Source organism: Methylocystis sp. (assembly GCF_050251305.1).
Classification (GTDB): Bacteria; Pseudomonadota; Alphaproteobacteria; order Rhizobiales; family Beijerinckiaceae; genus Methylocystis.
The window spans coordinates 1-14,486 of the sequence record NZ_JBFWNB010000044.1 but is presented as its reverse complement, the minus strand read 5'-3'; the positions used below and the strand labels follow the sequence as shown (position 1 = coordinate 14,486).

Sequence of the window (14,486 nt, the reverse complement as noted above, 5' to 3'; positions counted from 1 at the left end):
CGACGCCGCCAATTCCGATCAGCTCTGTCCCGGCTTCAACCGGTAGAAAATATGCCTGCCGATGACGTCCATCTTCCTGAGCGCGCGCGCCCAGCGCGGGTGAACGTAATTGGCGTGATAATGCGTCGCCCGGCCGACGTCGGAGATATAGGTCCGCCCGACCATGACTTCCTTTGCGACGCGCACCGCCCGCTCCCAGGAATCGCCTTCGGTGATGCGCAGCGACCTGCCCTCGCAGGCGAAGGAGAACTGGCACTGCCGGAAGCGGTGGCGATTCTGATAGACGACGCCGCAGACGCTTGACGGGTAAAGGCCGCTCTGAACGCGGTTGAGCACGACCTGCGCGACCGCCGCCTGTCCGGCCTCGGGTTCGCTGCGGGCCTCGAAATAGACGGCTTCCGCCAGGCAGCGGGTTTCGCGTCCAAGCTTCTCCGGATCGATCGACGCCACATAATCGGGACGCGACGCGCTCGGATTGGCGCCCGGCGTCGCCAGCGCCAGCGTCGCGCCCGGGAAGGACGACACGGCGATCGGCACGGCGTCCGGTTGCGCCGGCGTCGACGACCCCAGCGCCACGGCGCGCGGCGTTTGCGGCGATGCGCCGTGAAGCGCGCGCTCGGTCGCCGCTTCCTTGCCGATGTCCCGCGGCGCGTCGGCGCCGGTCGGCGTCGAAATCGACGAGCTCTGCGCCGGCGAGGCGACGGCCATCGACTTCTGGGTGGTGGCCGGCTCGGGGGCGGCGCCAGCGTCGACCTCTTCGAAGGCTTCGTCGCCGGGCGTCCTGCCGCGCGGCGCGAGCGGCGTCGGCGTCTGCCGCGTCGATTCGCCGTCCAGTCCGAAGGAAAGCGGCGGCGACTGGCTTAACCCCAAATTGGCCGGCTGAGGGCGGCGCGTCTCGAAGCCGGGCCGCATGGCGACGACCGGATCGCCCTTATGGCGCCGATCGACCTGCGGAAAATGCTTCACGTCGGGCTTGAGGTCGACATGCGGCTCGCGCTCGTCGGGAATCGCGCCAAACTCGTCGGCGCCGCCGACGATCAGCCGCGCCTTTTCGATTCGCGCGCGCGTCTCGCCATAAAAGCCATAGTCGCCGCTCGCCGCCTCGCTGAAGCCGACGGTCAGCGCGCCCGGCGCGCGCGCCGCGAGCGGAGACACTTTCCAATCCGCGACGGGATCCTGTCCTGCGGCCGCAGTGAAGGAGACCAGCATCCCGACGCCGAGCGCCCAAGGCGCCGTGACGCTGAAGACCCAGGGCGCAACCCCTCTGCGCGCATAACGCGTTCTCGACTGACGACGCATAGACTGGCCCACATGCGATGGCGCGTCTCGCGCGAGGCCCCCGACCTACGCCGCGCCGCCCCGGATGCGATCTTTCGTAAAATCTTATCGCGCATTAGCCTTGCGGAACCGTTGCCGGGGCGCCGTCGCGATCGTGCCAGAATGAAGCACTGGCCCGAATCATTCGCCGATCAGATGCAGCGCGATCTCGCGCCGGTGCGGACGCCGACGGTGCTCGAACAGATAGACTCCCTGCCAGACGCCAAGCGCCAGCTCCCCGCCGATAAGCGGAATCGAGAGCTGCGTCTGCGTCAGCGCCGCGCGGATATGCGCCGGCATGTCGTCGGGGCCTTCCGTATCATGCGCGTAATCCGCCGCTTCCGGCGCAAGCCGCGCAAAAACGGCTTCAAGATCGCGCAGCACGGAGGGATCGGCGTTTTCCTGAATGAGCAATGACGCGGAGGTATGCCGGCAGAAGACCGTCAGCAGCCCTTCCCGCACGCGGGCGGCGCGGACGAAGTCGCGGATATTTTCGGTGAAATCGTAGAATCCGCGTCCCGAAGCGTCGATCCGCAGAATTCGGCTCATTTGTCGCATAGGGCGAATGTGCGAAAGCGCATGGGAAAGTCCAGCCTCTCACGCTTTTTGAACGCTTGTGTTGATTGCGCGCAAAGGTTAAGCGCGGCGCGAGAATGGAAGCTGTGATGTCCGAACTGATCGATACGCTGACGAACTGGGCCGCATCGGATACGGGAAAGACGGTCGGCGCGGCGGCGCTAACCGCGCTCGCCTGGGCGGAGGCGTCGACCGTCGTCGGCGCGGCGTATATGAAACGCATGATCCCGCTGCGAATCACGGCGATGCTCGGCAATGTGCTCGGCGTGACCTACGGGCTCCTCACCGCCAACCCGCCGACGATCGCCAAACATGCGATCAATCTGCCGCTCAACTTCACCCGCATGCGCGAGATGCGCCGCCTGATCGCCAGCGTGCGCGAAGCCAACGACAGCGATCTGAACATCGAATGGCTGAAGCCCTTCATGCATCCGCGCGCGCTGAGACCCGGCGAAACGCTGTTTTCGAAGGGCGACGACGCCGACGAGGCCTATGTCGTCGTCGAGGGCCGCGTCGAAATCGTGGAGCGGGGCGCCGTGCTTTCGACCGGCGACATTTTCGGCGAAATGGCGCTTTTTACAACCAAGGGACGGCGCACTGCGACGGCGCGCTGCCTGAGCGACGTCCGGCTGCTCGTCATCACTTATGAGCAGTTCGAACAGCTTTATTTTCAGAATCCGGAGTTCGGCCTCTATCTCGTGCGGCTGATCGTGCGCCGCTTCGAGATGAACCATCGCGACGAGGAGCTGGAGAGCGCGTAAGGGCGCGGCGCAGATGGCCGGGACGCGCCCGGCCACGGGTCACGCCGTGCTCGCCGCCTTTTCGCCGAGCGCCGCCTGAGCCGCCGCTAGCCGGGCGATCGGCACGCGGAACGGCGAGCAGGACACATAGTCGAAGCCGATCTTGTCGAAGAAGGCGACGGACGTCGGGTCGCCGCCATGCTCGCCGCAGACGCCGAGCGTGATCGTCGGATTGGCCTGACGGGCGCGCTTGCAGCCGAGCGCGACGAGTTCGCCGACGCCTTCCTGGTCGATCGTCACGAAAGGGTCCGCCGGCAGCAGCCCCTTTTCGACATAGGCGTTGAGGAACGAGCCGGAATCGTCGCGCGAAATGCCCAGCGTCGTCTGCGTCAGGTCATTGGTGCCGAAGGAAAAGAAATCCGCCGATGGCGCGATGTCGTCGGCGCGCAGCGCCGCGCGCGGCAGTTCGATCATCGTGCCGACATGGTAGTTCGGCCTGATCCCGGTCTCATCCTCGACGAGCTTGGCCATTTCGGCGACGCGCGCCTTGACGAGATCGAGCTCGGCGCGGGTGAAGACGAGCGGCGCCATGATTTCGATGTCGACCGGCTCGCCCGTCGACAGGCTGGCTTCGATCGCCGCCTCGAAAATCGCGCGGGCCTGCATATCGACGATCTCGGGGAAGATGACGGCGAGCCGCACGCCGCGAAAGCCGAGCATCGGATTGAATTCGGACAGCTGCGCGGCCCGACGGCGCAGCTTCACCGGATCGGCGCCCATCGCCCGCGCGACGGCGGCGATCTCGGAATCCGAATGCGGCAGGAATTCATGCAGCGGGGGATCGAGCAGGCGGATCGTCACCGGCAGGCCCGACATGATTTCGAACAGCTGCTTGAAATCCTCGCGCTGCATGGGCAGCAGTTTGGCGAGCGCGAGGCGGCGGCCCTGGGCGTCGTCGGCGAGAATCATTTCGCGCACCGCGACGATTCGCTCGCCTTCGAAAAACATGTGTTCGGTGCGCGCGAGGCCGATGCCTTCAGCGCCGAAACGGCGGGCGGTGCGCGCGTCGGAAGGCGTTTCGGCGTTGGCGCGGATCTTCAGGCGCCGCTTCTGATCCGCCCATGACATCAGCACGGCGAATTCGCCGGTGAGTTCCGGCCGCTGCATCTTCACTTCGCCGGCGATGACCTGGCCGGCGGAGCCGTCGATGGTGATGCGTTCGCCCTTGCCGAAGCGCTTGCCGGCGACGGTGAAGCTCTGGTCCTCATAGTCGATGCGCAACGCGCCAGCGCCGGTGACGCAGGGCTTGCCCATGCCGCGCGCGACGACGGCGGCGTGCGAGGTCATGCCGCCGCGCGCGGTGAGAATGCCCTCCGCCGCGTGCATGCCGCCGATGTCTTCGGGGCTCGTCTCGATGCGCACGAGGATGATCTTGCGGCCGTTGGAGGCGAGCTTCGCGGCTTCTTCCGGATCGAAGACGATTTCGCCGACCGCCGCGCCCGGGGAAGCCGGCAGTCCGGTCGCGAGAATGTTTCGTTTCGCTGCGGGATCGATCGTGGGATGCAGCAATTGTTCGAGCGACTGCGGCTCGACCCGCAGGATCGCCTCATCCTTGCCGATCAGCCCTTCCCGCGCCATGTCGACGGCGAGTTTGAGCGCCGCGCGCGCCGTGCGCTTGCCGGCGCGGGTCTGCAGCATCCATAATTTGCCGCGCTCGACCGTGAACTCCATGTCCTGCATGTCGCGGAAATGGCGTTCGAGCTTGTCGGCGTATCCTTTGAATTCGGCGAAGATCGCCGGCATCGCCGCTTCGAGCGAAATCTTCTCGAAGCCGGAAGCGTGGCTCGCCGACTGGGTGATGGGTTGCGGCGTGCGAATGCCGGCGACGACGTCCTCGCCCTGCGCGTTGATCAGATATTCGCCGTAAAGCTCGCGCACGCCGGTCGACGGATTGCGCGTGAAGGCGACGCCGGTCGCGGATTGCGCCCCCATATTGCCGAACACCATCGCCTGAACATTGACCGCGGTGCCCCAGCTCTCGGGAATGTTGTGCAGGCTGCGATAGACGACCGCGCGATGGTTCATCCAGGATGAAAACACCGCCTTGATCGCGCCCCACAATTGTTCGCGCGGATCCTGCGGAAAGCTCTTGCCCGCAACCTTTTCGACGATCGCCTTGTATTGCGCGGCGACGTTGCGCCAATCGTCGGCGGAAAGCTGGGTGTCGAGCGCGAACCCCCTGCTCTCCTTCAGGCGCTCGAGTTCTTCCTCGAATTCGTGATGTTCGACGCCAAGCACGACCGCCGAATACATTTCAATGAAACGCCGGTAGCAGTCCCACGCAAAACGTTCATCGCCCGAGTTGCGCGCGAGCGCTTCGACGGTCTCGTCGTTGAGACCGAGATTGAGCACCGTGTCCATCATGCCCGGCATCGAGGCGCGGCCGCCCGAACGCACGGAGACGAGCAGCGGCCACTGCGGGTCCTCGAAAGCGTGTCCGGCGATGCGGCCGATTTCGGCCAGCGCCTCATCGACCTGCCCCGGAAGACTCGCGGGGAACGTCTTGTCGTTGGCGTAAAAATAGGCGCAGACTTCGGTGGTGATGGTGAAGCCCGGCGGCACCGGGAGACCGAGCGCGGCCATTTCTGCGAGATTGGCTCCCTTGCCGCCCAAAAGCTCTTTCATCGACGCCGATCCTTCGGACCGACCGGCGCTGAAACTGTAAACCCACTTGGTCATAGGCGTTTTCGTCCGGCGAAAAGGGGCTGGCGGCGAACGCGCGCGCCTGGCGGTCATGGCGCTTTCGGCCGGCGCTCGAACGGCCGCCGACGCCCCGCCAGCGCGGACCATCAAGCGCGCCGGAAGTTACGCTCAAATGACGCGCGTCGACAAGGTTGGCGCATGCCGCTTCGGACGCTATTTTGGCCAGCGATCAAAGAAATCCAGCCGAGGCCGCGCGACGATGAAAAGCGAAGAGGACGGCGCGACGCGACGCCCGGCGGCTTTCGAGATCGGCCAGCCGCTCGATCTTCTGTCCATCGCCGAGATCGGCGAGCGGATCGAGAGACTGCGGCAGGAGATCGCGCGGCTCGAGGCCGCCCGCGCCGCGAAGCAGGCGGCAAGCGCCGCGGCCGACGCCTTTTTCAAAAAATGAACGCTGTGTCTGCGACGCTCGGGCATCCGACGTCGCCGTTGACGGAAACCCCTACCCCCGCCGCTTGACGGCGCCCGCCGAGATCTCTTTCAGATTTTGCCGCTGGGTCCCGGCAGTTTACCGTAGCGAGGGAAAGCCTCCATCTCCCACTTTCCTCCTCCACAGCCCGATAGACTTGCGAGTAGAAGGACTGCGAGTCCTGTTCGCAGAAGCCTCATGCGTCCTCACTTCATTACTATAAGTTTTGATCTGTCTGGTATTAAAAGGGCTTACTCCACTTGACGCCGCATCCCGCGAAAGTCAAGACAGCAGCAGCAATCATGACAGCTTTGACTAACCACAAATGATAGGTATTCATCGACAAGCCCAGAGCTAAAGACATAAACGCAACGTGCCGAAGCGATGCTTTACAGTCAAGCAGATTAAGCGCCTTCGTCGACTGCGCTTCGAAGGAATCCCGCCGACGCCTCTTCATCGTCCGCTTGACAAGCTCCGCTCGCCCGTGCGCTTGTCCGCGCCAAACGCTGTGTTTCGCTCGCCGGCGCTCACCCCTCCCGAGAGATCAAATGCATCGCTACCGTTCGCATAATTGTGGCGCGCCCAATGAGGCGCTCGTCAGCGAAAAAATCCGACTCTCCGGCTGGTGCCATCGCATTCGCGACCATGGCGGCGTGCTGTTTATCGACCTGCGCGACCATTATGGCCTGACGCAATGCGTGGTCGACCCCGATTCTCCGGCCTTCGCGCAGGCGGAGAAGCTGCGCTCGGAATGGGTCGTGCGCCTCGACGGCGAGGTGCGCAAGCGTCCGGCCGGCACCGAAAATCCCGACATGCCGACGGGACTGGTCGAGGTCTACGTCAACGAGATCGAGGTTTTGGGCGCAGCCGCCGAATTGCCGCTGCCCGTCTTCGGCGACCATCCCTATCCGGAGGACACGCGCCTTAAATATCGCTTTATCGATCTGCGCCGCGAGAAGCTGCATCGAAACATCATGCTGCGCGGCCGCATCGTCGACTCGATCCGCACGCGCATGAAGCAGGCGGGCTTCTTCGAGTTCCAGACGCCGATTCTGACTGCCTCCTCGCCGGAAGGCGCGCGCGACTTTCTCGTGCCCTCGCGCCTGCATCCGGGAAAATTCTACGCGCTGCCGCAGGCGCCGCAGCAGTTCAAGCAGCTCATCATGGTCGCGGGCTTCGATCGCTATTTCCAGATCGCGCCCTGCTTTCGCGACGAAGACGCGCGCGCCGACCGCTCGCCGGGAGAGTTCTACCAGCTCGACGTCGAAATGAGCTTCGTCACGCAGGACGACGTGTTCGACGCGATGGAGCCGGTGCTGCGCGGACTCTTCGAGGAGTTCGCGAACGGCAAGGCGGTCACGCAGAACTTTCCGCGCATTTCCTTCCGCGAGGCGATGCTCAAATATGGCACAGACAAGCCGGATTTGCGCAATCCGCTGATCCTCGCCGACGTATCTGAGGAATTCGCGCGCGAAGACGTGAGCTTCAAGGCGTTCCGCGGCAAGACCGTGCGCGCAATTCCGGCCCCCGGCGCCGCCGCGCAGCCGAGGAGCTTCTTCGACAAGTTGAACGACTGGGCGCGAAGCGAGGGCGCGCCGGGCCTCGGCTATGTGATTTTCGAGGACGAAAACGGCGCGCTCGTCGGCAAGGGCCCGATCGCCAAATTCATTCCGGCCGATGTTCAGGCCACGATCGCGGCCAAAGCCGGCGTCGGCCCCGGCGACGCCGTGTTCTTTTCCGCCGGCGAAGAAACCGCCGCCGCAAAGCTCGCCGGCATGGCGCGGCTGCGCATCGGCGACGAACTCGGCCTGGCGAAGACGGATGTTTTCGAATTCTGCTGGATCGTCGATTTTCCGATGTATGAGTGGAACGAGGACGACAAGAAGGTCGACTTTTCCCACAATCCATTCTCGATGCCGCAGGGCGGCATGGAGGCGCTGGAGACTCAGGACCCGCTCACCATCCTCGCCTATCAATATGACATCGTCTGCAACGGCGTGGAGCTGTCGTCCGGCGCCATCCGCAATCATCGTCCGGACATCATGAAGAAGGCGTTCGAGATCGCCGGCTATGGCGAGGATGTGCTCATCGAGAAATTCGGCGGCATGTATCGCGCCTTCCAATATGGCGCGCCGCCGCACGGCGGGATCGCGCCGGGCGTCGACCGCATCGTCATGCTGCTCGCGGAAGAGGAAAACCTGCGCGAAGTGACGCTGTTCCCGATGAATCAACGCGCTGAGGATCTGCTGATGGGCGCGCCGTCGGAAGCGACGATGAAACATCTGCGCGAATTGCACATCCGGCTGAATCTGCCGGAAAAGGGGTGAAGCCTACTCGGCCCGACGCCTATCGCCAGGCCTGCAGCCTCGCGAGCCGGGCGAATTTCTTGGACTGGTGGCGCTCCATCCGCGTGATGACGTCCCGCAGAAAACGCACGCCCTGGGGCAGATAGTCGCCCTTGTTGAGCATCACGCAATCGGCGCGCTGCGCCATCGCGGCGTCGGTGGTCTCGGGCCGGCTCGCCACCCCCTCGCGCACGAGCTGGTCGAGCACCTGAGTCGCCCAGATGACGGGGACACGCGCCGCTTCGCACAACCACAGGATCTCTTCCTGCATTTCGGAGAGGCGCGCGAAGCCGACCTCGACCGCAAGATCGCCGCGCGCGATCATCACCGCGGTCGGATGGCGCGCCGCCGACTGGACGATCAGGCGCGGGAGGTTGCGGACGGCGAGCGGCGTTTCGATCTTCAGGACGAGCGCTTGCGCAGGCATGTCGCCGCGCCGCGCGGCAAGTTCGGCCTGCAGGAGACTCACGTCTTCGGCCCGCTGAATGAACGACAAGCCGACGATATCCGCCGAACGCGCCACCAGATCGAGATCGGCGAGATCCTTAGGGGTGAGCGGCGGGAGTTCGAGGTCGATCGAAGGAAGGTTGACGCCCTTGTCCGGCTTCAGCCGCATGCCTTTCGTCCGAGCCGCGATGATTTCGATCTCCGCGCCCGCGTCGTCCACGGCGACGATCCGGCCCGTGGCCTTGCCGTCGTCAAATGAGACATCCGCGCCGGGACGCAGTTGCGAAACGACCTGCGGAAAATTCACCGAGAAGGCGACGGGGCCGCTGCGCGCGTCGAGGCAGGCGACAAGACGCGGACGCTCCCCCGGATAAAGCCGGTATTTTTCCGGGGCGCGCACGGCCGCGATCCGTAGTTTCGGGCCCGCAATGTCCATCAGCACCCGGCATGGCCGGTCGAGACGCCGCGAGGCGGCGCGGACATTGTCGATCATCTGGCTCCATGCCGCGGCGTCGTCATGAGCGCAATTGATGCGCGCGCAATCCATGCCGGCGTCGATCAGCGCCGCGACGAGGCTCGCGTCGGTCGCGGCTTCGCTGGGCAGCGTCGCCATGATGCGCGTCTGGCGCCGGCCATCGCCGTCGCCAAAAATCTGGTCGCAGGCGCGGATCAGCGCATCCTCGCCCGCGCGCATTGCTTCATGCGCAGGATAGTCCGCGTCTTCGCCGCACAGTCTGCCCAGCGTCGCCAGCAGCGCGTCGAGGGCCGGCATGACATCCGCTTCGCTGCGGCCAAGCGAAGAGAGGCCGAAAGCGGAGAGTCGCAGTTGCAGCGCGATCAGATCATGGCTGCGGAGAGCGAGATAATCGGCGAGATTTCGTGCGCCATCGCCGGCGACGCCCCAGTCCAGGCGGCGCGCCTCGCTTTCCCGCGCCACGGCGTCGCGGAGCGCGGCGACTTCGTCTCGGATTTGGCGCAGCTCAAACGTCGCCGCGTCGGCCTTCGGCCCAGCGCCGATATCCATTACATGACTTACCATGACCCCCATCTGTCCGAAGCAAGATGACGCATTTATTACGACCGCCCTCAGTCCTTGCGTAAGGCCGGGGCGGCCGGGTCCATCAAGGACGCGCCCAGGCTCGTCTTGCCTCTCGCGCCGCGCTCCCCTATAAGCGCCCCGGCGCCTGCGTTTCCGACACCCCTGGAGGCGAAGCAGCGCCTTTTCTTTTGACTTGAAGGACACCGACATGGCCGAGACCAAGAAGCTCGCGGCCGCGGTGCGCAGCGGGACAGGCAAGGGGGCCGCCCGCAGCGTTCGCCGTGAGGGCCGTATTCCAGCAGTGCTTTATGGCGGCGGCGAAGCGCCGCAGCCGCTCTCGCTGGAAAAAAAGAGCGTGACCCAGCTCATCTTCGCAGGACATTTCCTCACGACGATTTTCGAGCTCGACATCGAGGGCAAGAAAGAGCGCGCGATCCCGCGCGATTACCAACTCGACGTCGTCAAAGACACGCCGATGCACGTCGATTTCCTGCGCCTGAAGCCCGGTTCGCGGCTGCGCGTGCAGGTGCCGGTGCATTTCGTCAATCAGGAGATCTCGCCCGGTCTGAAGCGCGGCGGCGCGCTCAACATCGTCTACCATACGGTGGAGATGTGGGTGCCGGCCGACAACATTCCTGAGGCGATCACCGCCGATCTGAGCGGCATGGACTTCAACGATTCGCTGCACATCTCGGCGATACCGCTTCCCGAGGGCTGCAAGCCCACCAATCCGGACAAGAATTTCACCGTGGCGAGCCTGTCGCCGCCGGCAGGCGGCGTCGCCGAGGAAGAAGGTCCGGCCGCGGCCGCGGCCGCCGCTCCGGCCAAGGACGAAAAGAAGAAGTAAGCCTGGAACGCTTACCGTGATAATGGCCGGGCTCGCCCGGCCATTTTTATGTCAGAGGCTCACATGCTGCTCCTTGTCGGACTCGGCAATCCCGGACGCGCCTACGCCCGAAACCGGCACAACATCGGCTTCATGGCGCTCGAAGCGATCGCCAAGCGGCACGGCTTTCCGCAGGCGCGCGCGCGCTTTCAGGGGCTCGTCACCGAGGGGATGATCGGCGGCGAACGCGCCATGCTGCTGGAGCCGCAGACCTATATGAATGAGAGCGGCCGTTCGGTCGGCGAAGCCGCGCGTTTCCACAAAATAGCGCCGGACGAGATCGTCGTGATCCACGACGAACTCGATCTCGCGCCGGCCAAATGCCGCGTCAAAACGGGCGGCGGCGTCGCGGGACATAACGGGCTGCGCTCGGTCACCGCGCATATCGGCAACGACTACAAGCGGCTGCGGCTCGGCATCGGCCATCCCGGCGACAAGGCGCTGGTCCATGCCTATGTGCTCAACGATTTCGCAAAAAGCGAAGAGCCCTGGGTGACCGCGCTCTGCGAAGCGATCGCCGACAACGCCGGACTGCTCGTCAAGGGCGACGACGCCGGACTGCAGAACCGGCTGCATCTCGCCATGGAGGCGCAGGGCTTTGGCGCGGTGAAACGCGTCGGCGCGCCCTAGCGAGACGATGGCGAAGCGATTGCGTTGGTCGAATGACGACCGAATGAACGAGCAAGCCGCCCGCCAAGCATAAGAGCAAGAAGCTTCACAAGGCCATATGGCGCAATCGGGGAGCCTCCATCTTCCCGTGACACGCGAGGCGTCGTGAGCGGAGCCATTTTCTCGACCTTCTCCCGGAGCAACCGCCGAAATTGACCGCGACGGCGAGGTTTGGGGCCGCCGCGACCTTTCCACAGCGCGTTCAGCCGCCCTTTCACAAAATCCCGTAAACGCCTATATTCAATACGCCGTCGCTTGCGGCGGCTATGGCGATAAACGAACACCGTAATAAACCATTCGGACCCGGGGGCGGTACCCGGCGCCTCCACCCAAGCCCGTCATGCGGCGGGTTTCGGCGGGGGCGAAATAGGATCGACGAGGGCGTAAAGGGTGATTTTTCGCTCGGCATGATACCGCCGTTATCGGGTCAAACCTTATAGTTGCCAACGACAACTATGCTCCGGTGGCCGTCGCTGCGTAATGCAGCGCCCATACCGGGATCAAAGCCCTAGGGGTTTGCACTTCTAGGCGGGGCTCGGAGGCGCCTGGCAACAGAAGCCTCCACTCAGATTTCGCGCGGCGCCGCCGTGACGCAGGGCGCGGCAAGCATGCGGCAAGCATAATGGTCGGAAGCGGGAGCCGGACGACCAGAGAGACAGCGGTCTGGCGCGACGCAATGGCCAAGGACATTATTCGCTACGATCTTCTCGTTCAGGACGCCATGCGCGGCGTCATGCGCAAAGTGCTGGGCGAAGTCGCGGAGAGCGGCTACCTGCCGGGGGATCATCACTTCACCATCAGCTTCCGCACCGACGCGCCGGGCGTGACGATTTCGCGCCGTCTCGCGGAACAATGGCCGCGCGAACTGACGATCATCCTGCAGCATCAATATTCGAATCTCGAAGTCGACGACGAAGGTTTCGGGGTCACGCTGTCTTTCCGATCCATTCCCGAACATCTCTATGTGCCCTTCTCCGCGGTCACGGGATTCTTCGACCCCGCGGTCGAATTCGGCCTGCGCTTCGAGAACGCCGAAGAGGAGGCCGAGGAAGCAGAGGAGGACGAGGAGGCGCCGACCGGACCGAGCCTCGTCGCCAAAACGCCGGAGTTCGAGAACGAGCGCAAACCGGCCAAAATCGATTCACTTAAGATTGAGACGGCTACGCCGGAATCCGCCAAGGCGGCGAGCGGCGAGAAGCCGCGAAAGCTCAAGCCCGTCGAATCAAAGGACGAAGGCGACGAGAAAGTCGTCTCGATCGACGCGTTCCGCAAAAAGCCCTGATGGGCGATGTCGTCAATCTGCGTCGCGCCCGCAAGCAACGCGACCGCCGCGTCAAAGAACAGGCGGCGCAAACAAGCCGCGTCGCGCATGGACGCAGCAAGTCCGAGCGCGAAGCGACCGCCACCCGGGCGGAACTGGAAAACACGAGGCTCGACGGCCATAAGCGCGAGCGCGATTCGGACGATCCGGCGTGAGCGAGGCGCCCGCCGCGCCTGAAGACGCCAGTTCCCGCCGCGTCGTGAAACATTCGGTCGTCATCGCCGGCCACCGCACCAGCGTCTCGCTTGAAGACGCCTTCTGGCGCGCTCTGAAGGCCATCGCCGCGCAGGAGAGCGTCTCGCTCGCGGCGCTCATCGCCCGCGTCGACGCCGGCCGCGGCGAAGCGAATCTGTCCTCGGCGCTGAGGGTGTTTGTGCTCGAGCGGGCGTTAGGGCGTTCTTAAGCTTCCCCTCTCCCTCCGTCGCAACCAACGCGTCGCGCGCGTCGAATGCAGCGCTCTCCGGCTCGGCTGGCGACGAGCGGGCTCTTCTTCAGCCGACTTTGCCGTACAGCAAGGCGGCGTGTGACACGCCGAGTTCTTTCGTCAGACCGAACGCATAAACGAGACCGATCGCGAGATCGCCCAAACCCAGGAGCGCCGCGATCAACCCGATATCGCCGAACAGGCCGGCCGGAATGAGAATGATCGCCGCGACATAGCGCAGCAAGGACTCCCAATAGACCAATGCGCCGCCCTGGATCAGGTTTCGAGAGGCGAAGATCAGCACGACGCTGGTGTAAGCCAAGAATCCGGCGATCAGCCATCCCCATACAGGCGAACAAATATTCAGTCCTATCGCCCGATAAAGAGGCGGGAACGCCAGAACTGAAGCCAGGACGGCGTTGTAAACGCCAGACCAGAATATAAAGGCCGACATTTTGAAGGGCATGTGCGCGCGCCTCATCGGTTGCGAACGCCCATAGGCGCGCCGCCTACAGACCGACTGTCGCGCCGCGGAACGATTGCCCTCGCCTGAGGCGATCAATCGCGATGCAACGGTTGTTTCAGCTTTTCCATAACCTGGTCGATCGAGAACGTCGCAGATTTCTGCCGGGGCGGATAGTCTTTGAACGTCGCCAGATATTGGCCGACGTAGGTCTGGGCTGGGATCAGCATGAACGCATGGTCCAGCAGCCAGTCGTAATAGGTGTTCGACGTTATGTTGGCGCGTTCATAGGGGTCCATGCGGAGGTTGAAGATCAGCGGCACGCGTAGATTGGTCAGCGGTTCGGCCCAAACGCGCAACGTGCCCGGCGCTCTTTGTTCCGAAAAGACGAACTTCCAATTGTCGTAACGAAGTCCGGTCAGATCGCCGTCATCGGAGATGTAAAAGAACTCTTTGCGCGGGCCTTTGTCTTCTTGAGCCGTGAGATATGGCAGGAGATTGTAGCCATCCAGATGGACTTTGTAGTTCGATTTTCCGATCTTGTACCCTTTCAGCAATTTTTCCGTTATATCCGGCGCGCCGGCGGCTGCGAGAAGCGTCGGCATCCAGTCGAGATGCGAGACGATCTCGTTGGAGACCGAACCCGGCTTGATCTTGCCAGGCCAACGCACCATCGCCGGCACGCGATAGGCGCCCTCCCAGTTCGAATTCTTCTCGTTGCGGAAGGGGGTCATCGCCGCATCCGGCCAGGAATTCATGTGCGGGCCGTTGTCGGTCGAATAGAAGACGATCGTCTGATCCTCAATTCCGAGATCTTTGATCTTTTGAAGAATCGTCCCGACGTTCTTGTCATGATCGATCATCACATCGGCGTATGGCCCGTTCCAGCGGCCAGATTGACCGACGCTTTTCGGCTTCGGATGGGTGCGAAAATGCATATGGGTGAAGTTCACCCACAGAAACACCGGCTTATCGCCCTTCGCCTGCCTGTCGAGGAAATCGACGACGCGCGCGGCGACGTCGTCATCGATGGTTTGCATGCGCTCCCGGGTGAGCGGCCCGGTGTCTTCGATTTTCTGTCCGCCAT

The 14,486-nt window shown here is 63.9% G+C and carries 14 protein-coding genes and 1 other RNA gene; 9 read left to right on the top strand and 6 right to left on the bottom strand.

Translation table 11 applies throughout. The features are described from left to right. Nucleotides 1–18: 18 nt before the first annotated feature. A complete protein-coding gene (locus tag AB7F41_RS13360) occupies nt 19–1,299 on the bottom strand; it encodes a cell wall hydrolase (RefSeq protein WP_428381977.1) in 1,281 nt (426 codons plus the stop codon). Between the two features lie 159 nt (nt 1,300–1,458). Further along, on the bottom strand, nt 1,459–1,875 hold the full coding sequence (locus AB7F41_RS13355) for a secondary thiamine-phosphate synthase enzyme YjbQ (RefSeq protein WP_428381975.1): 417 nt from the start codon (nt 1,873–1,875) through the stop codon (nt 1,459–1,461). A gap of 107 nt (nt 1,876–1,982) precedes the next feature. Between AB7F41_RS13355 and AB7F41_RS13350 the strand changes: the two genes are divergently transcribed. Continuing rightward, on the top strand, nt 1,983–2,654 hold the full coding sequence (locus AB7F41_RS13350) for a Crp/Fnr family transcriptional regulator (protein WP_428381973.1): 672 nt from the start codon (nt 1,983–1,985) through the stop codon (nt 2,652–2,654). A 39-nt stretch (nt 2,655–2,693) separates the two neighbouring features. On the opposite strand, the gene ppdK is transcribed toward AB7F41_RS13350, so the two are convergent. Next, nucleotides 2,694–5,372: a pyruvate, phosphate dikinase gene (gene ppdK, locus AB7F41_RS13345; RefSeq protein WP_428381971.1), complete on the bottom strand. Its 2,679-nt coding sequence runs from the start codon at nt 5,370–5,372 to the stop codon at nt 2,694–2,696. A gap of 223 nt (nt 5,373–5,595) precedes the next feature. Between ppdK and AB7F41_RS13340 the strand changes: the two genes are divergently transcribed. Then, nucleotides 5,596–5,787 (top strand): DUF1192 domain-containing protein, encoded by a 192-nt coding sequence (locus AB7F41_RS13340; protein WP_428381969.1) that lies wholly within the window; start codon nt 5,596–5,598, stop codon nt 5,785–5,787. Between the two features lie 566 nt (nt 5,788–6,353). Beyond that, nucleotides 6,354–8,132 carry an aspartate--tRNA ligase gene (gene aspS, locus AB7F41_RS13335; protein ID WP_428381967.1) on the top strand — a complete coding sequence of 593 codons (1,779 nt, stop codon included), beginning with the start codon at nt 6,354–6,356 and terminating at the stop codon, nt 8,130–8,132. A 19-nt stretch (nt 8,133–8,151) separates the two neighbouring features. Here aspS and AB7F41_RS13330 read toward each other — a convergent pair whose 3' ends face one another. Beyond that, nucleotides 8,152–9,636, bottom strand: a complete 1,485-nt coding sequence (locus AB7F41_RS13330; protein WP_428381965.1) for a pyruvate kinase — start codon at nt 9,634–9,636, stop codon at nt 8,152–8,154. Between the two features lie 208 nt (nt 9,637–9,844). Here AB7F41_RS13330 and AB7F41_RS13325 point away from each other — a divergent pair, with 208 nt between their 5' ends. The 6 genes from AB7F41_RS13325 (at nt 9,845) to AB7F41_RS13300 (ending at nt 12,915) form a co-directional block, all read left to right on the top strand. Continuing rightward, nucleotides 9,845–10,483, top strand: coding sequence for a 50S ribosomal protein L25/general stress protein Ctc (locus AB7F41_RS13325; RefSeq protein WP_428381963.1), 639 nt, complete (start codon nt 9,845–9,847; stop codon nt 10,481–10,483). Between the two features lie 63 nt (nt 10,484–10,546). Continuing rightward, entirely contained in the window at nt 10,547–11,152 is a 606-nt protein-coding gene (pth, locus tag AB7F41_RS13320; protein WP_428381961.1) for an aminoacyl-tRNA hydrolase, read from the top strand. A gap of 247 nt (nt 11,153–11,399) precedes the next feature. Further along, nucleotides 11,400–11,757: a transfer-messenger RNA gene (gene ssrA / locus AB7F41_RS13315) on the top strand. A 110-nt stretch (nt 11,758–11,867) separates the two neighbouring features. After that, complete coding sequence (locus tag AB7F41_RS13310) at nt 11,868–12,473, top strand: SspB family protein (protein ID WP_428381959.1); 606 nt, start codon at nt 11,868–11,870, stop codon at nt 12,471–12,473. Next, nucleotides 12,473–12,667: a DUF4169 family protein gene (locus AB7F41_RS13305; RefSeq protein ID WP_428381957.1), complete on the top strand. Its 195-nt coding sequence runs from the start codon at nt 12,473–12,475 to the stop codon at nt 12,665–12,667. Before AB7F41_RS13310 ends, AB7F41_RS13305 begins: the two co-directional genes overlap by 1 nt. Continuing rightward, on the top strand, nt 12,664–12,915 hold the full coding sequence (locus AB7F41_RS13300) for a ribbon-helix-helix domain-containing protein (RefSeq protein WP_428381955.1): 252 nt from the start codon (nt 12,664–12,666) through the stop codon (nt 12,913–12,915). The genes AB7F41_RS13305 and AB7F41_RS13300 overlap by 4 nt, the downstream gene beginning before the upstream one ends. An 88-nt stretch (nt 12,916–13,003) precedes the next feature. On the opposite strand, the gene AB7F41_RS13295 is transcribed toward AB7F41_RS13300, so the two are convergent. Beyond that, nucleotides 13,004–13,402 carry a hypothetical protein gene (locus AB7F41_RS13295; RefSeq protein ID WP_428381953.1) on the bottom strand — a complete coding sequence of 133 codons (399 nt, stop codon included), beginning with the start codon at nt 13,400–13,402 and terminating at the stop codon, nt 13,004–13,006. Nucleotides 13,403–13,494: 92 nt separating this feature from the next. Continuing rightward, on the bottom strand, nt 13,495–14,486 hold a 992-nt coding region (locus AB7F41_RS13290), incomplete at its 5' end, for a sulfatase-like hydrolase/transferase (protein ID WP_428406614.1).